Annotated in this window: 20 protein-coding genes and 1 tRNA gene; 12 read left to right on the top strand and 9 right to left on the bottom strand. The window is 55.1% G+C overall.

The genetic code is table 11. The annotated features are described in order from the left end of the window. Both TURPA_RS11570 and TURPA_RS11565 read left to right on the top strand, forming a co-directional pair. On the top strand, nucleotides 1-1,077 hold the full coding sequence (locus tag TURPA_RS11570) for a pyridoxal-phosphate-dependent aminotransferase family protein (RefSeq protein WP_014803488.1): 1,077 nt from the start codon (nucleotides 1-3) through the stop codon (nucleotides 1,075-1,077). A 4-nt stretch (nucleotides 1,078-1,081) separates the two neighbouring features. After that, nucleotides 1,082-2,866, top strand: coding sequence for a phosphatase PAP2 family protein (locus TURPA_RS11565; RefSeq protein ID WP_014803487.1), 1,785 nt, complete (start codon nucleotides 1,082-1,084; stop codon nucleotides 2,864-2,866). Here TURPA_RS11565 and TURPA_RS11560 read toward each other — a convergent pair whose 3' ends face one another. After that, nucleotides 2,867-4,786 (bottom strand): LTA synthase family protein, encoded by a 1,920-nt coding sequence (locus TURPA_RS11560; protein WP_014803486.1) that lies wholly within the window; start codon nucleotides 4,784-4,786, stop codon nucleotides 2,867-2,869. Between the two features lie 120 nt (nucleotides 4,787-4,906). Here TURPA_RS11560 and TURPA_RS11555 point away from each other — a divergent pair, with 120 nt between their 5' ends. The 6 genes from TURPA_RS11555 (at nucleotide 4,907) to mutS (ending at nucleotide 12,474) form a co-directional block, all read left to right on the top strand. Beyond that, complete coding sequence (locus tag TURPA_RS11555) at nucleotides 4,907-6,154, top strand: DUF2157 domain-containing protein (RefSeq protein ID WP_041948482.1); 1,248 nt, start codon at nucleotides 4,907-4,909, stop codon at nucleotides 6,152-6,154. Beyond that, the gene (locus tag TURPA_RS11550; RefSeq protein WP_014803484.1) at nucleotides 6,144-6,692 is read left to right on the top strand and encodes a GDYXXLXY domain-containing protein; all 549 of its coding nucleotides are present in this window, start codon (nucleotides 6,144-6,146) and stop codon (nucleotides 6,690-6,692) included. Before TURPA_RS11555 ends, TURPA_RS11550 begins: the two co-directional genes overlap by 11 nt. A gap of 66 nt (nucleotides 6,693-6,758) precedes the next feature. Next, the gene (locus TURPA_RS11545) at nucleotides 6,759-7,523 is read left to right on the top strand and encodes an enoyl-CoA hydratase/isomerase family protein (RefSeq protein ID WP_014803483.1); all 765 of its coding nucleotides are present in this window, start codon (nucleotides 6,759-6,761) and stop codon (nucleotides 7,521-7,523) included. A 113-nt stretch (nucleotides 7,524-7,636) separates the two neighbouring features. Beyond that, a complete protein-coding gene (locus TURPA_RS11540) occupies nucleotides 7,637-9,184 on the top strand; it encodes a peptide-binding protein (protein WP_041948481.1) in 1,548 nt (515 codons plus the stop codon). 31 nt (nucleotides 9,185-9,215) lie between these two features. Continuing rightward, nucleotides 9,216-9,890: a phosphoribosylanthranilate isomerase gene (locus tag TURPA_RS11535; RefSeq protein ID WP_041948480.1), complete on the top strand. Its 675-nt coding sequence runs from the start codon at nucleotides 9,216-9,218 to the stop codon at nucleotides 9,888-9,890. Between the two features lie 121 nt (nucleotides 9,891-10,011). Then, nucleotides 10,012-12,474 carry a DNA mismatch repair protein MutS gene (gene mutS / locus TURPA_RS11530; protein ID WP_425358590.1) on the top strand — a complete coding sequence of 821 codons (2,463 nt, stop codon included), beginning with the start codon at nucleotides 10,012-10,014 and terminating at the stop codon, nucleotides 12,472-12,474. A 22-nt stretch (nucleotides 12,475-12,496) separates the two neighbouring features. On the opposite strand, the gene TURPA_RS21850 is transcribed toward mutS, so the two are convergent. Then, nucleotides 12,497-13,369 carry a fibronectin type III domain protein gene (locus TURPA_RS21850; RefSeq protein WP_014803479.1) on the bottom strand — a complete coding sequence of 291 codons (873 nt, stop codon included), beginning with the start codon at nucleotides 13,367-13,369 and terminating at the stop codon, nucleotides 12,497-12,499. A gap of 220 nt (nucleotides 13,370-13,589) precedes the next feature. On the opposite strand from TURPA_RS21850, the gene TURPA_RS11520 reads away from it, so the two are divergent. After that, nucleotides 13,590-13,877 carry a 4a-hydroxytetrahydrobiopterin dehydratase gene (locus tag TURPA_RS11520; RefSeq protein WP_041949271.1) on the top strand — a complete coding sequence of 96 codons (288 nt, stop codon included), beginning with the start codon at nucleotides 13,590-13,592 and terminating at the stop codon, nucleotides 13,875-13,877. Between the two features lie 41 nt (nucleotides 13,878-13,918). Here the strand turns inward: TURPA_RS11520 and TURPA_RS11515 are convergent, their stop codons facing one another. The 6 genes from TURPA_RS11515 to TURPA_RS11490 form a co-directional block, all read right to left on the bottom strand. Then, entirely contained in the window at nucleotides 13,919-15,205 is a 1,287-nt protein-coding gene (locus TURPA_RS11515; protein ID WP_041948479.1) for a hypothetical protein, read from the bottom strand. A 55-nt stretch (nucleotides 15,206-15,260) separates the two neighbouring features. Continuing rightward, nucleotides 15,261-16,016 (bottom strand): outer membrane lipoprotein-sorting protein, encoded by a 756-nt coding sequence (locus tag TURPA_RS11510; RefSeq protein ID WP_014803476.1) that lies wholly within the window; start codon nucleotides 16,014-16,016, stop codon nucleotides 15,261-15,263. Between the two features lie 12 nt (nucleotides 16,017-16,028). Continuing rightward, nucleotides 16,029-17,801: an ABC transporter permease gene (locus TURPA_RS11505; protein ID WP_014803475.1), complete on the bottom strand. Its 1,773-nt coding sequence runs from the start codon at nucleotides 17,799-17,801 to the stop codon at nucleotides 16,029-16,031. Between the two features lies 1 nt (nucleotide 17,802). Further along, on the bottom strand, nucleotides 17,803-19,326 hold the full coding sequence (locus TURPA_RS11500) for an ABC transporter permease (protein WP_014803474.1): 1,524 nt from the start codon (nucleotides 19,324-19,326) through the stop codon (nucleotides 17,803-17,805). Beyond that, the gene (locus TURPA_RS11495) at nucleotides 19,323-20,033 is read right to left on the bottom strand and encodes an ABC transporter ATP-binding protein (protein ID WP_014803473.1); all 711 of its coding nucleotides are present in this window, start codon (nucleotides 20,031-20,033) and stop codon (nucleotides 19,323-19,325) included. Before TURPA_RS11495 ends, TURPA_RS11500 begins: the two co-directional genes overlap by 4 nt. Before the next feature lie 368 nt (nucleotides 20,034-20,401). Beyond that, on the bottom strand, nucleotides 20,402-22,438 hold the full coding sequence (locus tag TURPA_RS11490; RefSeq protein WP_014803472.1) for a hypothetical protein: 2,037 nt from the start codon (nucleotides 22,436-22,438) through the stop codon (nucleotides 20,402-20,404). 98 nt (nucleotides 22,439-22,536) lie between these two features. On the opposite strand from TURPA_RS11490, the gene metF reads away from it, so the two are divergent. Then, nucleotides 22,537-23,430 (top strand): methylenetetrahydrofolate reductase [NAD(P)H], encoded by an 894-nt coding sequence (gene metF / locus TURPA_RS11485; protein ID WP_014803471.1) that lies wholly within the window; start codon nucleotides 22,537-22,539, stop codon nucleotides 23,428-23,430. Between the two features lie 184 nt (nucleotides 23,431-23,614). Continuing rightward, nucleotides 23,615-23,687: transfer RNA gene (locus tag TURPA_RS11480), tRNA-Asn, on the top strand. Here TURPA_RS11480 and TURPA_RS24335 read toward each other — a convergent pair. After that, nucleotides 23,649-24,389 carry a transposase gene (locus tag TURPA_RS24335; protein ID WP_425358589.1) on the bottom strand — a complete coding sequence of 247 codons (741 nt, stop codon included), beginning with the start codon at nucleotides 24,387-24,389 and terminating at the stop codon, nucleotides 23,649-23,651. The genes TURPA_RS11480 and TURPA_RS24335 overlap by 39 nt on opposite strands. Before the next feature lie 505 nt (nucleotides 24,390-24,894). On the opposite strand from TURPA_RS24335, the gene TURPA_RS11470 reads away from it, so the two are divergent. Continuing rightward, nucleotides 24,895-26,328: a DNA phosphorothioation-associated putative methyltransferase gene (locus TURPA_RS11470; protein WP_014803470.1), complete on the top strand. Its 1,434-nt coding sequence runs from the start codon at nucleotides 24,895-24,897 to the stop codon at nucleotides 26,326-26,328. Nucleotides 26,329-26,334: the final 6 nt, after the last annotated feature.

Here is a 26,334-nt window from a genome sequence, read left to right as displayed (position 1 = left end):
ATGAAACGAGAAATTCTTCTTAACCCGGGCCCGGTCACCCTTTCAGATCGCGTGCGTGCTGCGCTGCAGCGCAGCGACCTCTGCCACCGCGAAAAAGAATTTGCATCGCTGAGCCTCGAAATTCTCGAAATGATCGGCAAGATCTATCCGCAAGCCAAGGATTTTCGCCCTGTGCTGCTCACGGGTTCTGGCACCGCTGCAGTCGAAGCCATGCTGCAAAGTTTTGCATCCGCATCAAAAAAGACGCTCATTGTTGCGAACGGCGTGTATGGCGAGCGTATGGCGACGATGCTCACGAAACAGGGCAAACCTTTTGAACTCATCAAGGGCGAATGGACTGAGGGCCTGAATCTGAAAGCTGCCGAAGCGGCTCTGGCGGCTTCGCCAGGTGCGTACTCGGCCGTCGCGACAGTACACCATGAGACGACAACCGGGCGCCTGAATGATATTTCACCTCTCGCAGCCCTCGCCGAAAAATTCTCAGTGCCGGTTCTGGTCGATGCTGTCTCAAGCTTTGCGGCAGAAGACCTTGATTTTAAGAACGTGCTCGCCGTCGCGGCAACCGGCAACAAATGCGTACACGCAATACCCGCGATTTCGTTTGTACTGGCACGCACCGATGTTCTCGAAGCGGGCAAAAGTGAAGCGCGCAGCCTCTACCTTGACCTGTTTGAATATTACAAGGCGCAGAAGACCGGCTTTTCGCCGTTTACGCAATCAGTACAGGGCATCTATGCTCTGCACGAGGCGTTGCGTGAATTTTTTGATCTCGGTGGACAGAAAGCACGCCTCAAGACGTACCGCGATCGGCGCGACAGTGTGCTCGATACGCTCGCGGCAGCAGGCGTCAAAACCCTGATTGATCGCAGTGCCTTTTCGTCATACCTGACCTCGTTCTTGTTGCCCGAAGGCCGTGACTATGACGCTTTGCACGATACGTTAAAAGCCGAGGGTTACACGATCTACGCCGGCCAGGGCAATTTTTCGGGTAAAATTTTTCGTATTGCCGTGATGGGCGACATCAGAACTGACGAGATGAACAAACTGCTGCAATTACTCAAAGACTTCTTCAAATAATTTTATGAGCACAAAAGCTGTCGCGAAAGGTGAACACCTGCTGTCATTGATGACAGATTTTCCGAATAAGTTTATCTATTATCCGCTGGCGCATCTGCTTTATTTCCCGGTAGCTCATACGCCGGTGACGCCGACGCAGATTACGATCGCTCATATACTCTGCGCGATCGCGGGCACGGTGTTTCTGATACGCGGCGAGCCCGGCGACATTCTGATTACCTTTGTGCTCTTTCAGGTTCGGGCGATATTCGACTGCCTTGACGGCACGCTCGCACGCCGCAAGAACATGTCTTCTGAAATTGGCCGCATCATCGACAATCTGGGCGACGCAATCGGATTTCTCTGCCTCATGTCGGGTTTTACCGTCTACTTTTTGCGCTCTGGCCGCTTCACAGGGCTTGAAATTTTCGCACTCATCTTTCTCACCGTACTCGTATCGGGAATCATGGCGCAGGGCACCGACTTTTACCGGCGCAAATTCTCGTATGCGCTGAGAGAAGACCGCGATATTATTTCAGAAGAGATCAGCCGCAAGCACCACGTACTGCGCGCAGGTGGCGGTTCACCATTGCTGTGGTGGGGTTATGCCAACGACTGGTTTCAGATCTTGGTTTTTGCCCCGGCCTCGCTGCGGCACTTGCGCCAACATATTCGCAGCAGCCAAAAACCCGAAGAGTACCGCTACGACGTCGAGAAAATCAGAACAAATACCGATAGCCCCAGACTCAAGCTCGCGATGTTTATCACCGCAATGATGTCGGGCGACAATGCTGTATTCGTCATCACTTTGGGCCTGTTGACAGACAAACCCGAATATGGCCTTTATGCGAACCTCGCCTATGGCGTCTGTATGCTCGCCATTGCAGCTATCACGATGAATTACTTTTTTCACCGTAAAGCCGAACCGGCACGAATCAGTTGCATCGCGCTGCTGCTCGCCATTTTCTTACCCGCAGAACTGGCGTCACAGGCGACAGCGACCCCGTCAAAACCCAGCGGGGCCAAACTGCACTTCTTTTCAGGGTTGTGGGATAACGTCGCCGACACAGTCTGGGGTTCACCCACCAATATCGCCGCATGGTTTACGGTAGCCGGCTCGACCAGCATCATCGTCAACACCGATCTCGACCGCAACATCAACAATGCTGTCGGCAGAAGCCCGGTCTGGTCGCGGCCGGTGGATGTCGGCTTCTTGCAGGTCGGCAATTTTGTCGCCGCGGTGCCCCACACTGTGCTTTTTGTTCACGGCTATTTCTGGGGCACGCACGAGGCAGCTGCAGCCGGGGCAGCAGGCCTTCAGGCGCTCGGTATCAATGGGGGCATCGTTCTTTTCTGGAAATGGGCCGCGGGCAGACCACGGCCTGTATACGATGCGCGCCTCGATGACACTCCGCGCGACAAAGAGTTCAATTTCAATATTGCCGAACAGTCGGTGACCTCAGATCGCTGGCGCTGGCCCTCAGGCCACACTTCTTCGATGTTTGCGATGGCAGCTTCGTTTCATGGGTTTTATCCCGACAAACTCTGGCTACACCTGATTACCTACCCCCTCGCCACGATTATGGGGTTCGCCATGATCAACGGCCAGTACCACTGGACATCTGACGTCACCGCCGGGGCGATTATCGGCACGGTATCGGGCTACACCGTCGGCAGAAACTTCAGGCGCATGTACAATAAGTCGCAGGGTGACGTGACAACGAGCGCCGACAAAAAGAAACTCGAATGGTATGTGATGCCCCGCCAGCAAGAAGGCGGCATGGGCCTTGCCGTCAGTGCAGTGTTCTGATCACTCTGCCGGTGCGATACGATTCTTGCTGATACTGTCTGAGACTGCATTCATATACGAAAACCATTCGCGAATCTGCGGCTGAATTTCGCTTTGCCGTGCCGGCAACAGGTTGCGTGAGAAATCCTCATCGTTTTGAATATCATAGGCACCCAGTGCTGCTTCACGGTTCACCATCACGGCGGTATTGCCCGAAAGATAGCCCATGCTACCGTCGAGATCGATGATAGCCCAGGGCTGGGTTGCTTTACCCCACAGAGATTTGCCCATGCTCGCGTGCCTGGTATCGACCGACAGCATCGAAATTAACGTCGGCAGAATATCGAGCTGCGATGCGAGAGTCGCATTTTTTTCTGGCTTGAGAAAACCAGGTGCGTAAAACGTCAGCGGAATTCTGTACTTCGCAATGACGCCGTTCTGCGTGTAGGTGTGGTCAGCAGTGATGATAAATACCGTGTTCATGAAATATCGCGATTTGCGCGCGCGCTCAAAAAATTTGCCGAGTGCGAAATCAGAATAACGCAGGGCATTAAAGTGTGGCGCGCGGGCGAACCCTTTGTAGAATTCTTTTTCTGCATAATCGTCGGGCAGCTTGTATGGGTGATGCGGATGCAGACTCGGCACGATGGCGACGAACGGCTTTGTTTCGGCATCGAGAATTTCGTGCAGGCGCGAAAAAGTGTGGTGATCGTAAATGCCCCAGACGCCGTCTGATTTGTCGAGGCCAAGGCCCAGATTCTCGCGAGTGATAATTTTTTCGAAACCTGCGACCTGCATGTAAGTTGAAAAACCCTGCGCGCCGGCCTTGTATCCGGTGACAAAATAGGTCGCGTATCCCTGCTCTGCGAAAATGGAACCCATGCCACGCTGCTTGTTGTTGGCATATGACGAAGTTGTGTAGGGTCTGCCGAACATGCCGACGATTGAGCTCGCAATCGTCGGTATCGCGGTAATCGAGCGGTTGCCAAGAGCAAACGCGTTCGTGTAGTTCAGCGAATCAGCGGCAATCGCGTCGAACACCGGGGTAGCTTTGCGCTCATTGCCAAACCAGCCCAGATCTGCGGCCGACCAGCTTTCCATTATGAAAATGACAACGTTCTTCTTTAGGGATTTTGCCGATGCGGGCGCGCTTTGCCGGTAAAACGTGTAGTCATCGCGCAAAAACTTCTCTCCCTCAGCGACAAACATTTTGCGCACCTGCTCAACGGGCAGATCACCCTGGGCACGATTGGTCGGCATTGCGTCACCGGTGTAAGCTAGCTTAACCGTAGCAAAGACGGGGTTCAGCGTTACATTGCCCCAAAAATAATCGCCGACGACGAACGCATGCGTGACGTTGAGCGGGCGCCCCTGCAGGCCACCGCGAATCGCGATGACACCACAGAAAAGCAGCAAAACGGGCAACAGCAGGGTCGCGTAGCGACCCAGCTCGGGAGCAGCCTGACGGCTTTGCCTGCGGTACATCAGGTAAAACGGTAGAGATCCGACGGGAAGGCCAATAAGAACATAGAGCGCAGAGCCCTTCAGAAACGACCAGAAATCTTTGAATGAGGCGAATACGGCGACAAATTCAGCAGCCGCGCGGCGGTGCGCAATCGAATAGAAGACCAGGTCTCCGAACGTAATGGCAACCCAGAGAAAATGCAGCACCAGAATCAGAATCCATACCGAGCGGCGCACCGCATTCGGCAGTCGCGGCAGTGCGAGCACAAAGAGCGGCAGCAAGAAAACGATGGCAAAAGCCGCGAGATCGAATCGTAACCCGGCTGCGAGCGAACGCACGATGGCTGGGGTATCCCACCTGACTGCTTCATTGCTGAACAAAAAGAGAAAACCCAGTCGCCCCAGGTTGCTGAGCACCAAAATGACAACGAAAATACGCAGCATCGGCGCGAGGCGCAGACGCAAAGACCCGGACATAAACCCGCCTGCAACGGCGAGTGGCGCTGTAAAGCCCGGAGTCTCTTAAGAAAGGAAACTTGTGCGGCGCCTGAGATTGCGATTGCCTTTTCAATGCGGTCGGGCACCATGGCGGCAGCCATGAATTTCCATAAACTCAAAGCCGAGGTCGCCGCGTGGGTCGATGAGAAGATCATCAGCACATCTCAAGCCGAGCAGATTCTCGCCCGTTACAGCGCGACTGTACCGGCTTATAAACGCATGAGTTTCTGGCTGCAGTGCCTCGCCGCAACTCTGGCCGGTTTAGCGCTGCTACTCGTGATTTCAAAAAACTGGCAGCACCTGAACTGGTTCGCACAGTCGTCGATCACACTGGTACCGCTGATTGCCGCACAGCTGTGGGCCGTCTTGCAAGAGCGTAAAGACAATCACCTGGGCGCAGAACTTGGTTGGTTTCTGGCTTCGCTCGCTCTGGGTGCCAACATCATGATTCAGGCGCAGATATTTCATATCAGCGCGTATTACCCGAACGGTGTACTTTTCTGGGTTATGGGCATTTTGCCCATACTCATCTTTCGCGGCAGCCATATCAACTACCTGCTCGCCGCGCTGTTGTTTTTCGTGTACCTCGTCATGCAGCTCGACCACCACCAGTTTTCTGTGCTGTCATTTTTGCCCCTCGGCACGCTCGCCTGGTTTGCCTGGTCGCTGCAGCGAGTCACAACACTTGTGCCGTTGCTGGTGATCATCTACATGTTCTTGCTGACAATTCTCGCTCATTGGCAAATGGGTTCTACCGGCATCAACTGGGAACTCGCGATGATTCTGTTTTCGGTCGCGTTGATTCAGCAGTTTACCCGCATCACGGGCGACTGGGCACGCCGCCTTCTTTATTTGAGTTTCGGATTTACCGCGTTCATCAATATTTTGCTGACCTTCAGATTTTTTGCCCACGAGGCCACGAAACATTCTGCCTCGGTCGCGGCATGGGTCATGGCAGCGGTGGCGATAGCCTCCATTGCTCTCTACCGCAGGTCACTCAGAGAGCCGCAGCTGACCTGGCTCATTGTCGCGAATATTGCAGCGACGGTCGTCACGCTGCTCGCACAGCGCGCGTTGCCCGTAACCGAAGGCCACGAAGGGTATTACCTCGTGCGCATCGCCGCAAACATCGTCTACCTGGGCTCGGTCGCCGTGCTGCTTTTTCGGGCGATCGCCATACGCGAAAAGCCGCTCTTCATGGCAGCTGTCATGGCCTTCTTGCTGTGGACTCTGATTCGTTATATCGATCTGTTTTCGAATTACCTGATTACCGCGCTGATTTTCGCGCTTTCGGCAGTGGCACTCGTTCTGCTCAACAAGCTGTGGGAGAAAAAATATGAAAACTAGAATAATTCTGCTCGTCACTCCCTGGCTGATTCTCACCGGCATGGTTCTGGGTGCGTACCTGCCGATCTACCGCGGCGACAAATATCTGCTGCCGGTGAAGCCGCGCGACCCGCGCGATTTTTTCAGGGGCAACTATGTCGATCTGCAATACGAGTTCAGCACGCTCACAGCGTCGGCGATCAAGATCAGGCTGCACCCCGAACGCGAGTACCGATTCGGCGACAGGCTCTACCTTGAATTCGAAAACCGTGAGGGAAAATTGCGAGCCTTATCGCTCAGCGACAAAGAACCGGCAACGAAGACAATCCGCCTGAAGGTGCAACCGCGCTACACGCTCAGCGCAGCGAATAAGACGCTTGAACTCGCCAGCGGCCTCGAATCGTTTTTTGCTCCGAAAGAAGCCGCCGAAGACTGGGAAAACGCACTGCGCCAGGGCCTCGTGTATGCCGAAGTCGCGATCGACAGCGGCGGCAACGCGCGGCTGGTGCGGCTCGTCAAGGCGCCCGCGCCCAAACCGCTGGCTGACGAGCCAGAATAAGCCCGCACTTTTAGTTGTCCGCCTGTTCGTTTTGCTCCCTTTGCGCCATGTGCAGGGGCAACAGCGATGATTGAAACACGCGTCGAAAACCACATCGGCTATGTGTCGCTCACCCGCGCGCCGATGAACCTCATGGATATTCCGTTCATGCAGGCGTTCGCCGAGGCGCACCGAGACCTCGAAAAGAACAGCGAAGTCTGGGGGGTGATTGTGCATTCGACCGTCGACGGCTATTTTTCCAACGGTCTCGACCCCGCGATGATGCTCAGCCGAGACACGCAAGGCCGCGCCGAAGTTTTTGAGGTGCTGCTGAAAATGGTGCTCGAAGTTTATGCGTTCTCAAAGCCGCATATTTCGGCCATCGAAGGGCATGCGATGGCAGGCGGCGCCGTGCTGGCGATTCTTTCAGACTGGCGGTTCATGAGCCGCGAGAAGAGCCGCATTTCATTTTCTGAAGTCGCCGTCGGATTGACAATACCCAAGGCGATCATTAACCTGATTGAATCGGCTACCGGCCCCGGATCGCTACGAGAAATTGCAATGCTGGGTTCGGCAATTAAGTCGACCGACGCTGTGCGTATGGGCCTCATCGACGAGGTGTTCGACAACGGCACAACCTTAAAAGAGGCGGAGCGATACCTCAAACGCGTCTTTGAACTGCCACTCGCGTCGGTACGCTCAGTCAAACAAATCTTGCGCGCTAACAACCTTGCGGCGCTCAAGGGCCGCGAGGGACTCGAAACACTGTCATCATTTGTTGGTGCCGAGAGTTTCGTCGAAGGCCTCTCGGCCGTGCGCGACAAGCGCCGACCGAAGTATAAGAATCCATGAAAACTTGTCCCCACCCCCTTCCCCTCCCCGCTTGCGGGGAGGGGCGCAAGACCCGCCTCCCCCGCAAGCGGGGGAGGTCGGGAGGGGGACATTCAGTTATGCGAGCCTGCGTATTGGTTCTCATTCTTCTCAACGCAATTAGCTGCCACAAACACAGCTACGATCTAGAACCTGCGACGATACGCTTTCACCTGCCGCAAGACCCTATTCTGCTCAACCCGGTAATTTCAGAAGACGCTTACTCGAATGTCATCTGCACACGCATCTTTGAAAGCCTGCTCGAGCGCGACCGTAAGACGCTCAAGATGAAAGGCCAGATCGCTGAAAAATGGACGATCGGCGCTGACAAGCTGACCTACACGTTCAACCTGAGGCGCAATATTCTGTTTCACGACGGTAAACCGCTGACTTCGGCCGATGTGCTCTTCAGCTACAACATGATGATGAGCGAAAAAATTCCGAATGCGCATAAAAAAGTCTATTACAAAGATGTGCTTTCGGTAAGTGCACCCGACTCGCAGACGGTTGTCTTCAAGATGAAAAAGCCTTACGCGATGGCACTCGAACACCTCGGTGGCTTCGAGGTAATACCGCAGCATGTCTACTCCGTCGGCGACTTCATGAAAGACGAACGCAATCTGCGCGGGCCCGTGGGCAGTGGGCCGTATACTTTCGGCGAGTGGAAAACCGGCCAGCGCGTTGTGCTGAAACGATTCGATAAATATTGGGGCGAAAAGCCCGAGATCGATAAGATCGAATTCACAATCATCAAGAATGATGCCGTGGCGCTGCAGGCGCTCAAAAAAGGTGACGTCGACAGCTATAACCTGCGCCCTTTACAATGGACAAGGCAAACAAACTCAGAAAAGTTTCAGCGCGAGTTTGAAAAGATCAAATACCTCGCAACCAGCTATCGTTACGTCGGCTACAACATGCGTAAGCCGCCCTTTAACGACAGGCGCGTTCGCCAGGCAATGGCACACCTGATGGACCTGGAGCGCGTCAAAACCACGATTCTCGAGAATCTGGCCGAAGTCACCACGGGCCCTTTTTTACCACAGAGCCTGCAATACAACAAGAGCCTCAAGCCGCTCGAATTTAATCCGCAGAAGGCAATTGCCCTGCTGAAGGCCGCAGGTTATGCGCAAGACAACAACGGCCTTTTCGCGAAAGACGGCAAGCCACTCGAAATTGAACTGATGATTGCTGCCGGTGGCGGTTTCGCCGACCAGTTCGCTTCAGTGGTCAAAGAAGATTTTGCGCGCACGGGCATTACCCTGAATCTGCGCAAGCTCGAATTTCAAACAATGCTCACGAAAATTAACCAGCGCGATTTTCAGGCCGTGATGCTGGGCTGGTCGTCGGGCATCGAGTCTGATCCGTTTCAATTGTGGCACACCTCGCAGCGTGAGAAAGGCCACAACTTTACCGGGTTTGGCAATGCTGAGAGCGATGCCCTGATCGAAAGCGCGCGCCTCACGTTTGACGACAAGGCCCGTAACGCGATCTACCACCGCTTTCACGAATTGGTCTACAACGAACAGCCCTACACCTTTCTCTACACGAGTTATGCTCTGATCGCGGTAAGCAAACGCTTCACGAATGTGAATGTCTACCCTCTCGGCCTCGATCTGCTCGAATGGAGGATTCGCCACGAATAAAGGGCTGCGCTCTTTATTCCTGGCATCTTTCATGAAAGTCAAAATCTGCGGCTTAACCCGTGTCGACGATGCACGCTTCGCTGCCGATGCCGGCGCCGACTTCTTGGGTATAGTCATGGCCGAATCGAGCAAACGCCGCGCGACGCATGCACGGGCCAAAGAAATTCTTGCGCTTGAACTAAACCAGCCTCGCTACCTGGTCTTTGGTTACGATAGTGCGGATTTCATAAGCGAGACTTTCAATTTACTGGCACAAACCGGCACGCGCCTGCAGATCATGGCCGACCATCCTGAGCTTGAACGCCTGTTAAAACTGGCTTCACCCGAAAATATTCTACCCTCAATTTCTGCTGCTGAGAAGGTAGAGGCTGATGAGATTGCAGCATGGGCACAACACCCACTGGTGCTGTTTGATTCACATAGAACAGCGCGCACCCTTCGAGCACCTCAGGGCGCGCAACCGGTTGCGGGGGGCACAGGTAAAACGTTCAACCCGGCGAACGTCGCCGGCATTACCCACCCATACCTCTACGCAGGTGGCCTCACTCCCGAAAACGTGGCGAGCATCGTGGCACAGGTAGATCCTCATGGGGTTGATGTGGCGAGCGGCACCGAAGCCTCGCCCGGAATCAAAGATGCGGACAAGGTGCGGCGGTTTATCGAAAACGCCAAACGTGCAGCGCAGATGCTGCAGGTGCAGCAATGAATGTGAGTCTCAGCGGGGGTTGCAAAGGGGGTAGCGCAGCTATCCCCTTTAGTATTTCGAAAATAAAAAATTTGGGAGACCGAGCGTGAGCGAGGTCGACCAGAAGAACCTGGATACTCCCATGATGCGGCAGTTTCTTGAAATCAAGAAACAATACCCCGACGACATTCTTTTCTTTCGCATGGGCGATTTCTACGAGATGTTTCTCGAAGACGCGGTTTATGCGGCGCGGGTGCTCGATATTGCGCTGACGCGCCGGCAAGACAAGGTGCCGATGTGCGGCGTACCGTACCATTCGATGAGCCAGTACGTGCACCCGATTCTCGAGCAGGGTCGACGCATTGCGATCTGCGAGCAGCTCGAAGACCCGGCTGAAGCGCAGGGGCGCATCGTGAGACGCGGTGTGACGCGCATTCTGACTCCTGGCAGTCTTTTTGAAGAAGCGCTTATCGACGGCAAAGATTCACGCCGACTCTGCGGCGTTACCCGCGGCAAAGCGTATTGGCAACTGGCGATCATTGAAGTGGCAACCGGGCAAATCTGGTTCGATCGCAAAGACGATGAGACAATGGCTGAAGCGCTCGCTGCATTTGGCATTCGCGAGTGGGTTGCACTCGACGCCGAGGCGTTTACACCTCCGGCCGCAGGAATTTTACAGACCCGGCGCTACCCGGTGAATGACGAAGCCTTTCGTGCCCGGGTGCTGAAAGACGCGCTGCAGACGAAGAATCTCGCCATTTGGGAGCTCGACGTTGAAGAAGCCTGCGCGCTTGCGCTGGCACTCGCATACTTACGGGAAATTTCTCCCGTCTTGAAAATGCACTGGTCATCGCCGCAGCGCGAATACCGCCGCAAGTCAATGATTCTGGACGCGTCGACCCTGCGCACGCTCGAGATTCTCGCCAGCGCTGAAGGTAAGCTCAACCCGAGCCTCATGGGCCTTTTCGCGCACTGCCAGACTTCGGCGGGTTCGCGCCTGCTCGCCGGTTGGTTATCGCGCCCCTCTGCCGACCACGCAGAAATTGAAGGCCGTCACGACGCCGTTGAAATTCTCGCGAAACACAATGCTTACCGACAACTGATAACGGCAGAGCTGCAGAACGTCGCCGATCTCGAACGTGTGCTGACGGGGCTCAGCAACAACCCCACGGTGAGGCACCTCGGTCAGGTCGCTGCCACGTTAAAGGCGATCATACGCCTGCAGAAGATTATCGACGACAATCGCATGGCGCCGTTTCTGAGTCGTGGCTGGCAAGACCTGCGTGAGTTTCCTGTCGAACTGCTGCAATTTCTCGAAGAGGCGATTCTCAGTGAAAATTTACCGCCGCTTTTAGACAGCCGCCGTTTTGTAAAACCCGGCTATATGCCGCTTCTCGACGAGTTTATTGAACTCAGCCAGAATGCCGTTAAACACCTCACCGATTATGAAGAACGGCAAAAGACCGAGCACCAGATCAACACGCTGCGCGTGAAGCACAACAACGTGCTCGGTTACTTTATCGAAATTTCGAAAGGCCAGGCGAACAAAGCACCCGAACATTTTGCGCGCCGGCAGACGCTGACAAACGCAGAGCGCTACACGACGGCCGAGCTCAAAGAACTTGAAACCAAAATACTTTCAGCCGAAGAAGAAGTGCTGCGCATACAGAAGGGTGTGTTTGAAGATATTCGCGGGCAGGTGCTCGCCGCGGCCGACCAGCTGAAACTTTGGGCCGAGAGGCTCGCGCGCCTCGACGTGCTGCTCGCTTATTCGCACACTGCGGTCATTCACCGCCATGTCAGGCCACGCATGACAACCGAGAAGACCCTCAGCGCCGAATCGCTGCGACACCCTGTAATCGAAGCCTATTTTCGCAGCGAGATGTTTATACCCAACGATGTGCACCTCAACAATACCGACCGCCACCTCGCAATCATTACGGGGCCCAATATGGCGGGCAAGAGTACATACATAAGGCAAATCGGCATTATGCAAATCATGGCCCAGGCCGGAGCGTTCGTTGCGGCGACTTCGGCGACGCTGCCCGTGGTCGACCGCATCTTCACGCGCATCGGCGCGCAAGATCGTTTGTCTCACGGAGAGAGTACGTTCTACGTCGAAATGGCAGAATGCGCGCGCATTTTTCGTAACTTCACGGCAGACTCACTGATATTGCTCGATGAAGTCGGACGCGGTACATCTACCTATGACGGCATCTCCATCGCGCAGGCGATGATTGAATCGCTAAACGACGCCAAAACCGGCCGCCCCAAAACCCTGTTTGCAACACATTACTCTGAACTCGCTCACCTGATTTCACAAGAACGCGGCATCGCCGGGCTCACTGTTTCGGTTGTCGAAAAAGACGGACACGTGGTGTTTATGCGCAAGATTGTTGAGGGAGTCGCCGAAAAATCGTTTGGCATTCATGTTGCGCAGATGGCAGGCATGCCGAAAGCCGTGACGGAGCGAGCGGCGCAAATTCTCAAAGATCTCGAGAAGAAGTCGGGAGTGATCGTCACCAGCGGTGCGGCATTCGCACAGCCAAAAACAGACGGGCGAAAAAAGAAAGACACACAAGAGCAAGCCGGGCTTTTCGGTTAGCCCGATACCCGGTGGCTCACACCTATTGCTGCAGGCAATAAATGCGCAGTGCACTGGCACAGTTATCGCTCCAGCCAGCCGAATACCACCAGTTATTGATATCGTATGATGTGCCGTAGAGCGTGCCGATGCCGTCGTTTGTCGCAAGGGTAAGATCTTGGCAGCCGGTATTGCCGGGTGGGTCTGTCGCAAACACACCACCTGTCGTCGTTATTGTGCGCGCGGTCGTTGAGGCTGTAATTCCCGTCTCGTTATACGCAACGCCCGTGCATATGGCATTGCCCGCACCGCAGTTAACCGCACCCCCATCTCCGTTCAGCAGGTTGTAAAGGCTTGTCTGAATCGTCTGGCCCTGCGTGTTCTGCACGGGAGTTGCGGCATCAAATGTTGGCGCATAGGGCAAACCACAGTTTGCCGATTTCTTGCCTGAAAGCCCCAGAATGTTACATGCGGCGTCTGTCACCTGCGTCGAAATGTACGCCCTGAATTTTCCCGGCAGACCTGCGGCTGTGGCCAGGCTCTGGCAATTGGTGTTCGCGCCGGCAATGCCACCCATATTGCCTGTATAAGCGGTGCTCGAAATGAAAATCTTGCGCGCAGCCGTTGGCATTGCCGACACTTCTATGGAAAGTGCGCTCTCAGCACCGGCGTTGGTTGCTGCCACAGCATAATAGAGCGTGACGTTATTCGTGAGGCCAGTGTGCAAATAGGGGCTGCTCGCAGCCGCGAGCGCCGTAGCGGTGGCCTTCGTGACACCAGGCGTCGATGAATAGTAAATTAGGTAACCTGTGGCGCCGTTGACTGTTTCCCAGGTCAGTTGCACCTGCCCGTTAAAATTGACGGCGAGAATAGCCTGCGGAATACCCGACGCAGCGGCCGCAGCATCTTTTGCCATGCTGTCGGGTGGCCAATTGAAGTTGCTGCACGCCGAAGCTGCACAAAGGCAAATTGCGGCTACTCAAGAGCGTGAATAAACCGGCTTGAGACGATTCATCGCGGTCAAGGACTGTATGGGTGCCGATAATCTGTCAATTGCTTTTGCCACCGATGTCAGGTTGTGGCTGACATCAGTCTCTTCTGCATTGACCACCGATGACAACCTGATTTTCTGCCGCATGCAACTCTTGAACAACGAGCAGATGGTGACCGCGCTCAAACAACTGCATGGCTGGCATCTGCATGAAGGGGCACTCTCGAAAGACTTTGTGTTCAAGAATTTCAGCGAGGCGTTTGCATTCATGACGCGAGTTGCGCTGATTGCCGAGAGGCTCGACCACCACCCCGACTGGAACAACACCTATAACCGCGTGCATATCACGCTCATGACGCATGATAAGGGTGGGCTCACGAAGAAAGACACCGAGTTCGCCGCGGCGATTGAGACAATTCTTGAGCCGGCATAAAATTGCAGTAAGCTTTTGAGCGATTCCCTAACGGGAAACGCTCAAAAGCTTACTCGTGCCGAAAATTCGGTGTACCACCCTAAACCGCTGACCGTATATTCGCCATTCGGCCTGCCGGTAAAAATGTTGTTCTGCCAAGTAAGCGTCAGGTTAAAGAGCGGGTTATAGGTGAAGAGCTGCGAAAGAATCATGGTCTTGTCGCTGAGGTTGCTGAGCGCATTCAGACCGAGAGTCAAATCTTGCACAAAGAAACGTGCGTAAGTAACAAAGAGGCCCGCATAGTGCATACCATAGAAGTTAGGGCGGTAGAGGCCGTTCTGCACGAAGTACGCGCGTACCAGTGGGTTCTGCTCAAACACATTTTCTTTATAGCCGGCGCCGTTGTAAAAATATTCGAAGTTGATGCCTAGACGGTCGGCGACGTCGAAAACCTCGAAGCTCCGCCCGAAACTGAGCACGCCTTTGAACACGTGCTGCTCGCGCAGCTGGTAGGTTACCGGCAACAGCGGGTTGAAAGTGTTGGGGTCGATACGGTAAGCGTTGTCGCCGTAGGCATACGTAACCTCGGCTCGCCAGTCGAGCGTCAGAAAACGCGTACTCGCTTCGGCAAGCCATGTCGGTACCTTGCGCTGGCCCATGATCACACCCGTCGCAACCTCGGCACGCCTGAAGGCGACTTCGGCTTTGAACGCCTGCAGCATGTCTTCAGCCCGGTTGCTGCGACCGACGCCGGTGAACGAATAGAAGTTGAGGCTACTGCCGATCGGAACGTGCGCGCGCAGGCCGTACGTACCCTCGCGAAACTGGAACGCGTCGGTGGCACTGCGCAGCTCGGCGTTGATAACATCAGAAGGATTCCAGAAGAATCCACGTCCCCACACGAGCACCTGCTTACCCGCGCGAAAATACACCGCGCGCGCGATGTTGGTATCAACGAAGGCCTCAGTAAAACGAAAGTCATAATAGACAGTCTCATTCACACGCGTGGTCGCACCGGTGGTAACGTCCTGGAAGGTGCGCTGTTCGCTGCGGCCCTGTGCATAGACATTATTGACCACGTTGACCACGGCCTTGGTGCTGCGGCGCGCGCGGGCCTCGAGCAGCATGTTGGTCTGTATCTGGTTATTCAGGTTATTTTGCGCCGTCGACGCGTTGTTACCTGTCAGCCAGTCGCGGTTCATCGAGTAAGAGTTTCGGCTGTTGATTGCGCCGGAAAAAGAGACCGATTCTTTGTCGGTAGAATCCTGCAGTTTGTCGTCGGTCACCTTTTCAACCGGTGTGACGGTTTCACCTTCGGAGAACAACTGGTTTTCATCAATTTTATCCACTTGCGCGTACGCGCAAGTGGATAAAATTGAAAACACAAATAAACTCCGCCGCACGCTATTTACTCAGGTTCTCGAGGTAAGCCTTCGTGAATATCTTCGAATCGAGCTTCTTGAGCGAAACACCCGAGATTTCGAGCACCGTCTTGTTGCCCTTTTCGAATTCATCGACGAACATACCTTTGAGCAAAATGTACTTCCCCTCGATCTGCGTGTACTTGATGAAGTACGCCGTCTGCATGAGCGTACCGGATAGTGAATACGACTGCACCTTCAGCTGCAGGTAAGTGCCCTGCTCGACCCAGTAGACCTGTTTCGGGTAGGTGACGTCACGCACCTTGGCCACCACGGTAAACTTCCACACCTTCTTGTTGCCGAGCATTTCTTCGGTAATGTCTTCTTTGCCGTTGGCATCGACGTATGGCTTGTAGAGTTCGGTGGTTTTTTTACGCTCGAAGTCGCCTGCCTTGGTGTCGGTACCGTTGATGCTCTCGTCGCGGTTGATGTGCTGGAACGTGCGCGTGTTCTGCCGGTACATCCAGAAGTTGTTGCCGGTACGCAGGTAGCCGTTACCCTTCTCTGACTGCGGGGCGGTTGTCACCATGAGGAACTCGTCACCCTCGTCGCGGCGAAAGAACAGTGTTTCAAAGTTCTTCACGCCCTGCCCGACCTTCTGCTGCGTCAGGGCAACCTTTGCAGAGAAGTCGCTGATCTGCGACATGCGTTTGTCGATTTCCTGCAATATGGCATTCACGCCTTTGGCGTGAATGCCATATTGCGTGAAGAACAATACCACAATGATGTATTTTTTCATATTTTCTCCTGACTACTCGAAGTGTCTCAAAGCCTCAGCTGGGTCGAGCTTGGCCGCTCTCCTTGATGGAAAGTATGCGGTCGCGGTAGACACCAGCAAGATCATCACGATATTCCGCAATATGTCACCGGCCTGCGGCAGAAAGTAGAGCTTCTTCTGGCTCAAGAAGATACCCAGCACGCTCTGTGTTTCGATACGAAACGAAGACAGTACTGCCATCACGATGAATGCCAGCACCACGCCCGTCACCGCCGAAAAGAACGCGAGCTGAAAAGTCTCGATCAAAAAGATGTTGCGCACATCGCCCGAACGCACGCCGATCGCGCGCATCGTGCCGATTTCGCGCGTGCGCTCACGTATGGTCATGCGCAGGGTGTTCACAACCCCGGTCAAAATGATCAAAAAGAGTATCAGCACGGCAATGAGCGTGATGAGGTTGAGCGCTCCTTCGAGCTCAAGCACCTGGCTTGCGCTCTCGTACATCGTGCGCACATCTATCGCCGGCCCGTAGAAGTTTGTCTTGCGCAACTCTTGGTTCTTCTTCATCAAGTCATCGCCGGTCGAAGTGCGCGGCAGCACTTTGAAATCAGGAGCGAGCACGGCCTTCCATTCGGCACTGAGACTTTCAGCACCCGGTAGCACGCGCACTTTTGGCAAATCTCCGAGATAAACACGGTAAAACCCGGCTTCGGGTAGCCAGGCATTTACGGCCGGCGGAGCGTCCTGTGCGGAAAGAACAGCCGCGATATTGAAGGTTTGCTCGACGGGTTCTCCACTATGTATCGACCGGTAGCGCAGGACTACAGAATCACCTTCGCTGACTGCCAACGCTTCGGCGAGACTCTCGTTCAGCGCTACCTGGTCAGTGTCGCGATCTTTGAACCAATCACCCGCGGTGAGTGTGAAAGACTTTTGTACCTGTGGAGATTTCGCAAATTCCTGGGTAAATCCCCCTACTGTAACCGGCGCACTTTTCTTACCTGCCACAAGCTCACCGCCGATCGCGGCCACCTGCGGCTTCAGCAGGCTGTGCAGCTTGTCGGCCATACGAATGACCGAGCGCGGCGAATCGAACTTCTTGAATGTCACCTGCAGCGACCCTGTTTCATTCGCGCGAATACCGCGCAGGTCTTTGAGGTTCTTTAGCGGCAAGAAGAGTGCGCCACTTTCAAACATGCTCTCTGATTTAAGCAGCATCACGACGGTGAACCGCGCGCTCTGTTCCTGCCCGCTCACGGTCTTGAGCCGCATCTTAAGTGTATCGAGCAGTTTGATATTGAGTGCCTTGGCCTTATCGGCAAAAACCGCGACTGGATTTTCGTACTGCGGCGAAAGCAGGTCGGCCACGTTGCCCTCGACCGCGCGGCTCACCAGGTACTCGGCATCAGCTGAAGTAGCAGGGTCAGCTTTCTCACCGAGATCGACAGGAACCACGATCACGTTTTCGCCCTTACCCACACCGATCGCGCGCGAGAACACGGCAACATTCTCGGCAACCTCGCGAATTTCGGGCAGGTTGGTCTTGAGCAGGTTAAGGTAGAATTCGCGGTCGCGTATCAGCAGGTTCTGCGCCCGTGCGCGCTCAATCACCGCGAGTTCGAGGTGGCCGGTCATCTGCACGACAATCTTGTTCAGCAGCGTGTCGGTGATGCCGCTCGAGAACGCATTGGCGACCACGAGGATCATGGTACCGAAAGCAAGGGCTACACCCAACAGCATGTTGCGCCGGCGCTGGCGCACCAGGTTGCGAAACGCGAGCGAGAAGAGGAGTTTCAGGCGTTGCATATCAATCCCTCGAAATGGCATCGAGCGGTGTAATGCGCCGCGCGACAATAATCGGATAAATCGCTGCCATGACTGTAACCCAGGCGAGCTCCGCCACGCCGAAGACAATGTCGCCGGCGCTGAGGTATGGCGCGAACGTCTTGCCTCCGAAGAGCAACTGCAGAATGTTGTTTTCTGCGGTAATTTTCATGGCCTTGAGCACCGGCACTGCGAGCGAACCCAGGACAATGCCGGCGCCGCCGAAGAGCAGCGCCAGGCAGGCGGTTTCGACCAGGAACATCCAGGTCACAAAGCGCTTTTGCGCCCCCACCGCGCGCATCATACCCAGCTCGGCAGTGCGCTCGAGCGCCGCCATCGAGAGGGTGTTCATGATGATGATGATCGCGACAAAGAAGATAAAGAAGACAAAACCGATGAGCGCACCGCGTATGATACCTGCCATGTCGCCCAGCTGGCCAATGGCCTTCTGCCAGGTCACCGCCTGCGCGGGGGCCTCCGCGGCCTTGAACGCAGCGTTGAGTTCGCGCACGCCCTTGTCGATGTCATAGCCGTCTTTGAGTTTTACAAAAACGACGTTGTATGCCCCCGCGTCGGTGAGCACCTTCTGCGCGGCGGATTTCTGTTTGAGCTTTTTCAGACTCTTCGAGATTTCAGCCTTGCCGACGTTTGACGACACCACGGTTGCTTCATTGAAGAGGGCATCGAGGTTTTCGCTCTGCGCCATGAGCGCCTTGGTATCGGCCCTGATATTCTGCGCAGCATCGCTCGATGTCACCCACTGGAAACATTCGCGAAAAGTTTCGATGTCCATGATGTTGAAGAACTTCCAGTAGTCGTCGAGAAACTCGTAGCGCACGATACCCTTGATGTCGGCGCGCACATCGAACGCCGTCGAATCGCCCGAAGCACCCATGAGCACGAGCGAATCTTTGACGATCATCTTGTCGCGGTACTTCTTCGCCTCGTCGGAAAAGTTCTTTTCTTCGAGTGCAAAACCCGCAGGCTTCAGCCAGATATTCTGGTCATTGAAGAAACGCGTGCGGCGCCCCTGGCTCACCAGCATACCGCGCTCCTCAGGGCCAAGCAGCTTGCCCTCGACGAGCTTAACGTTTTCTTTAAACATAGCGTTGTAGGCAGGAAAGTCGACGCCCAACAGCATCGCGAAGTCGATATCGCCCTCTTCGGTGAGCACGAGGCTAAAGCCACGGCCCGCTGGCACGTAGCCGGCAATCTGCTGCTGGCCCGTGAGCACACCCTTGACCCGGTCGAAATGTTTAATCAGGGCGATGTCCTTGCCCATCGGGGTGAAGAGAATATTAGGATTTTCCTGCGTGTCGGAAATCACGACGATATGCCCGGTAAAACGCTCGACGATGTTTTCGCTGAGGCCGCGGTTCATGCCGCCAATCACGGCATTGCCGAGCGTCATGATCAGCGCTCCCAAAAACAGAATCGCTCCGATCACCAGGCTCTTGCCCTTGTGGCGGAGCAGGTTGCGTGCCGCGATGGTGAACGCGATCTTCATTTTTTTCTTTTTTTCGTGACGGGCTTGTCGGCCACGACAAGCCCGTCACGAATTTTTACAACATGGCGAGCATACTGCAGCACGTCGGGGTCGTGCGTCGAGAATACAAACGTCGTCTTATGCTGTTCATTCAGTCGGCGCATCAGTTCGAGAATCTTGTGGCCCGTGTCTGAATCGAGGTTGGCCGTCGGCTCGTCGGCGAGCACGATCTTGGGGTTGGTCACGAGCGCACGCGCAATCGCGACGCGCTGCCGCTGCCCACCCGAGAGCTCCGCCGGGCGCTGCTTCAGCTGTGCGGTCAGGCCCACCTCTTCGATCAGGTGCTCGGCACGCTCTTTGATTTCAGCTTTCGAGAACTTGTTATCTTTCATCAGCAGCATCGGGAACTCCACGTTCTCGAGCACATCGAGCACCGGGATCAGGTTGAACGTCTGGAAAATAAACCCGACCGTGTAAAGGCGCAGGTCGGTGAGCGCATCGTCGCTCATCGTCGTGATGTCCTGGCCTGCAATTGAAACCTTGCCGCTCGTCGGGCGGTCGATACAGCCGATGATGTTGAGCAGAGTCGTCTTGCCGCTACCCGAGGGCCCCACCACCGAGAGCAGGTCACCCGCCTCGACCGCGAAGTTAACACCCTTGAGCGCGCTGACCGTGGTTTCGCCGAGCGGGTAATCTTTGCGAACGTTGGTCATCGAGATGATATGCATAGTTCTCCTTTGCGGCGGTGCGGCGGATTTCTCGCACTGCTACGGATTTCCATAGCAGCTATGGAAACTCACAGCCACGCGTTACCGCAGCTGGTTGGCTAGACACCCCGTAGAACAGTTTTTAACCATTTGGTTAACATCTTATTGACCGACGACAGCCGCTGCGGGTTCCCGGCTGTCGGCTTAGCAGGTTCCGGAAATACTCCCTGACCGGGCGTTGCCCGGCCGAAGGCCGGCGCAGACGCCGCGATTTCGTACCGAAATCGCTCGCAAAACGGCCATATATGGCCTGTCTGCAGCCTTGTTCGGTTTCCGGAACCTGCTTTTGGCTCCTTTTTCAGGAGCCTGTTAGGCGAAGGCATTTACCCTTACGTGGCCTTGGTTCCACAATACCGGCAAACGCGGGCACCGTTCAGCACCGAGACCACTCCCCCGCAAGATTGGCATGAATTGGCGCCGGCCTTGGCACGAAAGAGCGAGCGTTCTGTCAGCGTGTTGTTGCGCCGGTCGTAAACCGCGTCGAGCTCACCCGAGGACGTGAGGTAATGCGCGAGGTTCATTGCATCGAGTTCGCTCGCGCGCAGCCGGCGGGCAAATTCAGTAAGGGGGATGTACTTTTTTTCTGCAAGCCACTCGCGTATGCGGGCTAAATCCAACTGCCCGAAAAAGAATTTGCTGCGCGGCGACATCAGCGCGCGCAGCGCAAAGATGGGCCAGACGAGAGGGGCGAGAGTTGCAAGCACCGCCGAAACCAGGGCGTAACCCTTACCGGAAAGCAGCCGGGTCGCGAGTGCGGCAAAGCCACCATACGCCGCGCCACCCAGAATGGCAATGGTGATGACCACTGCCCAGTCGCCGCTGGTGCCACCCTTGCGATGCATACGCGCATAAAGTTCGGTGATGGCACCGAAGGCTGCGAGAAAGACAAACACAATCATGAGCATGATTCCGCTTGCCTTGAGAAAATTTGCCAGCGTACTCACGACCAGCGGCGGAGTGTTTTTTGCTTTGGATTTTTTTCCGAGCGCCACGGCGTAATCGCTGCGGCAATACGGACACTGTAGAAGGTCGCTGTGTTCAACCTTGAGAGTACCTCCGCAGTTGTTGCAAAATTGGTTTTGCTCGAGCGCCGCCAGCGCATCAGCCGAAAGGTACTGTCGGTTGTCATGATCGATCGCAACCGGGTGCGTGGGCAGAGCGGCAAAGATACGGTTGAGTCGCGTAACCGCAAGTCCTGAAGCCTGGCTCAGTTCATCGAAACTCATCTTGCCGACCGAGATAACCTTTTCGATCCACACGTGCGCATCGGCACCGAAGAAACGCGTGACCTGTTTGCCTGAATACATCAGCGGAAAAAGTGCTGCGAGCGGCAGCATCAGCAAGGCCTCGGGGTCCTGCCCCATGAAGAGCAGTAGCACCAAAAAGCTCACGAGGCCGCCGTAAGGCAGGTAATAATCGCTGATTTCGCCGCGCCAGATGCCGCGCACGACACGCAGTGCCAGCAAGAACAAGATGGCTGCTACAGCAATGTCGCCCGCCAGCTCGCCGTAGAAGTGTTCGATGTACTCTGCGCGCGGTTCAATTTCTTTGCGTGCGGCAAAGTAGCTTAGCCAACCCGGAATGCGCGAGAGCCAGAAGGTGAGTGGTATAAACATGTAGAGCGAAATAAAACCCAGAACGATGCGTGCCGGCATGAACCGGAGCAAGAGCATCAGAACAATAAGAAATCCTACAAATGGCAGTAACCTGCTCTGCTGCGCGAAATAGCGCATGTAACCGACGATGCCCTCATCGTAGCGCAGCGCGCTATTGCTGATGAGCAAAACCGGTGATGGCGTGGTGTCGTGATCTTTACCGTACGCCAGCGCCTGAATGCCATCGGCGCGTTTCTGCGCGAATTGCTCGCGGTTGTAGCGTTCGATCAGCGCGAACTCTGCGCCCCGCGGCAAGCCAGTAAGCTGAGCAGTGACTTCTTCGATATGCAGAGGGTAATCCCAGAAGCGCAGCTCTGGCAGAGTTGCCTCGGGAAATCCGCGGATGTCACGGATTGTATAGCTGACCTTGAGGCGGTAGTTGCCCGCCGCGAGAGCTGGCAGGCGCAGCATGACCTTGTCGTAGCCGTACCGGTAGAGATCAGTTTTCATTGGCTGGCCATCGACGCTCGCGCGAAAATCGGTGAGGTCCTGCGACCAGGGAAAGCGCCCCGCCAGGAAGCTGCGGTAGTAGGTGCGCGCAGGGTACTGCCAGGCCTCGGTGAGATCGAGTGCGTGCTCTTCGGTCATGCGCAGGTCACTGCCTTTCAGCTCGCCGGTGAAGTGAACCCTGGCCGCGCCGATCTTCTTCTCCGTGGCCCCAACAGAAGCAGCGCAAGCCATACTTGCAATCATCAGCCATAAATACCGCATGAAACCACCTGCAAAACGGCCGGGCGTCGCCAACGCATTTTTGCGCTGCAGATACCGATTCTCCTTTACGGCGCAGCAGAACCTGCATTGCAGGTGGGGTGCATATTGCGGATGTATTAAAGCAAAACCAGCCCGCGCTGAGTTTCGAGTTTTTTCCCCCGAAGACGCCAGAGGGTGCTGAGACCCTGTTTCAGACGATCAGCGACCTCACACCACTCGAGCCGGCTTATGTGAGTGTCACGTACGGTGCCGGTGGCTCAACCCGCCAGCTCACGCACGATCTTGTCGTGCGCCTCAGCCGTGAGCTCGGTCTCACGATCGTGTCTCACCTCACGTGCGTAGGTGCCAGTAAAGATGAAATCCGCCTGATTCTTGAACGCTATGCAGAGAGCGGCATTCATAACATCATGGCGCTGCGGGGCGACCCTTCAAAAGAAGCGCACGGCAGATGGCAGCAACACCCCGACGGCTTCGCGTACGCGGCCGAACTCGTCGCGTTCATCAAGAAGCATTTTCCCCAGATGGGTGTCGGCGTTGCCGGTTTTCCCGAAGGCCACCCCGAGACGCCCAATCGCCTCAAAGAAATCAGCTACCTGAAGGCGAAGATCGATTCTGGTGCGGATTATATCTGTACTCAACTTTTTTTCGACAACCATGACTTCTACGACTACCGCGAACGCTGCGCGCTGGCCGGCATTAACGTGCCGATTATCGCGGGCATTATGCCGATCACCTCGCGCAAGGGCATGCAGCGCATGGCCGAGCTGTCGCTCGGCTCGCGTTTTCCCGCGAAACTCTTGCGCGCGCTCGCCCGCGCCGAAGACGACGAATACGCCGAGAATGTCGGCATACACTGGGCAAGCGAACAGGTGCGCGACCTGATCGACCACGGCACCGCCGGCATTCACTTCTACACCCTGAACAAATCAAAGGCAACGCTCAAAATCTACCAATCGCTCGGCATCAAGAAATCGACCGCGCTGAAGACCTGAAAATAAAGCCCGATCCGTTACACCCTCCGCCGCGCCTTGATCGCCCCGGACACACTGCCATTTGGTTTTGAAAACAGTTGACGCATTGTCAAAAATGCCGATTTCTCCGACCGTTAACTATTCCCGAATAGCACTGGAAGCAGAGCTATTCGGGCCATCTGGCTGCCGAAGGGTGGCCTATCATTCCCGAATAGCTCAGTCGGTAGAGCAGGTGACTGTTAATCACCGTGTCGCAGGTTCGAATCCTGCTTCGGGAGCACTTTACTAACCCTTCCTCGCATTGCCCAGTTGTCATCCATCTGATAGACCGGGGCGGGATTCGGGTTACTCTCTTCCGGTAACAAATCCCCCAGGTCAAAATGCCTAAGGTTGGCATTGAAGGCATATTCCTGTAAGTACAGGTTAGAGTGCTTCGGGTTTATCCAGACATAGGAACTGAATGACCGCTTCAGGATTCCGTTCTTACCCTCCGCGACGTTGCAGTGAACCCCGTTCTTACTCCACCGATTCCTGGCCCACTTATACCTCTTGTCAGAACTCTTGCGGGAGTGATTCACCATCCGGTGATTCATGCTGGGGAAGCCGCGGTATCCCATGTCAGTAAACAAGGGACCGTGGTGGGGATTGTATTTACCCAGAATCGGATAGATGGTCTCCGCTTTCTGGTTGGGGATAGAGTCATAGAATACCGGACCTTGCTTTGTCCCGATTGTATGGACAAGAGTCCCGATCTGATCCCCGCCTAAAGATTCACTCCGGTAAATTGAAGCAGTCTGTCCGCTGCGGCGATAACGCTTTCGGCCTTTATTTGCAGTACCTTTGCAGGAGTACAACACTACTGTATCCGCCTGGGGTACTGGCTTATCAGCAATCAGGGGAGTCAGATCAGTCTCTCTGTCTTTAGGAAACCGGAAGCCCTGAAACCGGAGCTTCTGGGTTTCATAAAACTTACGCTGCATTCGGGGGAGAGTATCCGCAGCAAACAATTGCAATCTACGCTTTAACCGGATCGCGGCGGGGATACTTACTCCTACTCTTTTACTGATTTCCGTAGAGGTCAATACTTTCGGGTACTGTAACTGGTTCTCTTTCAACAGATAACCAAACATCCATCGCGGTAACTTCAAATGATGCAAAGGCGTACCGGCCAACCGGGATGCCTGCTTATGACAACGGGGGCACCGGAGCACGGTTTCCCTTTTACCGTCCACGGCAGTCAGTCTTTCATTACAGCAGAACTTAGGGTAGAAGTCATCCAGTAACTGATCAGTAAGCCTGGTATAGTATTCAGTATCTACCTGGACTGCCATCCCCGCCCGAAGGGCATGGGTACTGGTTTGCGAGGATTGGTGAAAAAAAATTTCGGGAGCACTTTACTAACCCTGATTTTCTCGCCAAATCACCCCCCGACAACGATCAGTCTTATTCGCTTGGCAGCAGCTGCGCCACCCAGAGCAGAGAACAATGCAGATCTTGCGGCACCGCACCGCCTTGTTGCGCCGCCGATTTTCCGGGCCGGTGCAGCTTTTGCTCGATGACGGGCTGCTGACGACACAGACGAGCTTCTTCGACTATGGCTGTGGTTACGGTGAAGACGTCAAATTTCTGAAAAAGATGCAGTTCGAGGCGGCCGGTTGGGACCCGCATTTTGCCCCTGAAAAACCAAAGAAGGGGGCACAAATTGTCAATCTCGGCTACATTCTGAATGTTATCGAGAATGCTGCGGAGCGCAAAGAAACGCTCAAGGCTGCTTTCGATCTATCGGAGAATCTGCTCGTCGTCGCGGTCATGATTCGTGCGGCAGGCCCGCTCGTCGCGACGGAGGTTGCATTCGGTGATGGCATTCTGACATCTTGGCATACTTTTCAGAAATATTTTTCACCGCGCGAATTTCGCGAATACCTCGAGTCAACGCTCGGCGTCGAAGCCCGCTTGGTGTCGCCTGGTATAGCCTATGTCTTCAAAAATGCTGAACTACAGCAGCAATTCTTACAGAACCGCTTTGCGAACTCAAAGGCCGGGATTGCAGAATCACTGCGGCAGCAGATTGTGCAAGAGACGATTTCGCGCTGGGTGTCTCTCTACCACGAGCTCGGCCGCGCGCCTGACAAGACCGAGTTTGCTGATTTAGGAACTATCAAACGCATCTTTGGTTCAGCCGAAGCCGCGGCTGAGGCGCTCAGAGCGGAGCTAAACCCCGAGACTGTCAAACAGGCCGCAGAACGGCATAAATCCGCCCTACTCATTGCTTTGAGTCGCGAGCTGATACGCACCGACACGCGCCTCAAGCCTTCAGACCTTAAGGATGAAACGGCGCAGCAGGTCAGGCTCTATTATGGCAAGTGGGATGCCGCGAAGACTGCAGCACTAGTGCGGCTCAAAGAGCTGGGCGACCTGGCACAGGTGAGCCGATACATCAATGAGTCGAGCGTCGGGAAAGTGCTGCCCGACGATATCTATATACACCGCGATTCGCTTGAGTACGCGCCCGAGATGCTGCAGCTATTGGTTGAGCTAGCGAAGACGATTCTGCCGCCTGATGTCGAATGGAACATCGCCAAAATCGCCCGAAACTCATACCACGTGACTTTCATGGAATACGCCAATTTCTATGAAGACGCGCATCCACGGCTGCTGGGTGCGATGAAAGTGCTATTGCACAAGAACAAGTTGGATTATCGGGACTACCGAACGCGTGAGAACCCGCCGATTCTGCACCGCAAGGAACTGTTCATTCACAGCGGGCACCCGCTGTTTGAGACTTTTAGCCAGCTATCGCGTGCGGAGGAAGAAGCGGGTTTGTTGGGGCGCAATGATATCGGGACGGTGGAGGGGTGGCTGAAGTTGTTAGCTGCCAGAGGCATGCGGGTGGATGGGCATTCGCTAATGCCCATCTAAGCGTGG

This window comes from Turneriella parva DSM 21527, assembly GCF_000266885.1.
GTDB classification, from domain to species: Bacteria; Spirochaetota; Leptospiria; order Turneriellales; family Turneriellaceae; genus Turneriella; species Turneriella parva.
This window is presented reverse-complemented; position numbering and strand designations above follow the sequence as displayed.

Bases quoted from the DNA above. Each gene is read 5' to 3' on its own strand.
- TURPA_RS11570 (WP_014803488.1), top strand. From the start codon at position 1: ATGAAACGAGAAATTCTTCTTAACCCGGGCCCGGTCACCCTTTCAGAT.
- TURPA_RS11565 (WP_014803487.1), top strand. From the start codon at position 1,082: ATGAGCACAAAAGCTGTCGCGAAAGGTGAACACCTGCTGTCATTGATG.
- TURPA_RS11560 (WP_014803486.1), bottom strand. From the start codon at position 4,786: ATGTCCGGGTCTTTGCGTCTGCGCCTCGCGCCGATGCTGCGTATTTTC.
- TURPA_RS11555 (WP_041948482.1), top strand. From the start codon at position 4,907: ATGAATTTCCATAAACTCAAAGCCGAGGTCGCCGCGTGGGTCGATGAG.
- TURPA_RS11550 (WP_014803484.1), top strand. From the start codon at position 6,144: ATGAAAACTAGAATAATTCTGCTCGTCACTCCCTGGCTGATTCTCACC.
- TURPA_RS11545 (WP_014803483.1), top strand. From the start codon at position 6,759: ATGATTGAAACACGCGTCGAAAACCACATCGGCTATGTGTCGCTCACC.
- TURPA_RS11535 (WP_041948480.1), top strand. From the start codon at position 9,216: ATGAAAGTCAAAATCTGCGGCTTAACCCGTGTCGACGATGCACGCTTC.
- mutS (WP_425358590.1), top strand. From the start codon at position 10,012: ATGATGCGGCAGTTTCTTGAAATCAAGAAACAATACCCCGACGACATT.
- TURPA_RS21850 (WP_014803479.1), bottom strand. From the start codon at position 13,369: ATGGCAAAAGATGCTGCGGCCGCTGCGTCGGGTATTCCGCAGGCTATT.
- TURPA_RS11520 (WP_041949271.1), top strand. From the start codon at position 13,590: ATGCAACTCTTGAACAACGAGCAGATGGTGACCGCGCTCAAACAACTG.
- TURPA_RS11510 (WP_014803476.1), bottom strand. From the start codon at position 16,016: ATGAAAAAATACATCATTGTGGTATTGTTCTTCACGCAATATGGCATT.
- TURPA_RS11505 (WP_014803475.1), bottom strand. From the start codon at position 17,801: ATGCAACGCCTGAAACTCCTCTTCTCGCTCGCGTTTCGCAACCTGGTG.
- TURPA_RS11500 (WP_014803474.1), bottom strand. From the start codon at position 19,326: ATGAAGATCGCGTTCACCATCGCGGCACGCAACCTGCTCCGCCACAAG.
- TURPA_RS11495 (WP_014803473.1), bottom strand. From the start codon at position 20,033: ATGCATATCATCTCGATGACCAACGTTCGCAAAGATTACCCGCTCGGC.
- TURPA_RS11490 (WP_014803472.1), bottom strand. From the start codon at position 22,438: ATGCGGTATTTATGGCTGATGATTGCAAGTATGGCTTGCGCTGCTTCT.
- TURPA_RS24335 (WP_425358589.1), bottom strand. From the start codon at position 24,389: ATGCAGCGTAAGTTTTATGAAACCCAGAAGCTCCGGTTTCAGGGCTTC.
- TURPA_RS11470 (WP_014803470.1), top strand. From the start codon at position 24,895: ATGCAGATCTTGCGGCACCGCACCGCCTTGTTGCGCCGCCGATTTTCC.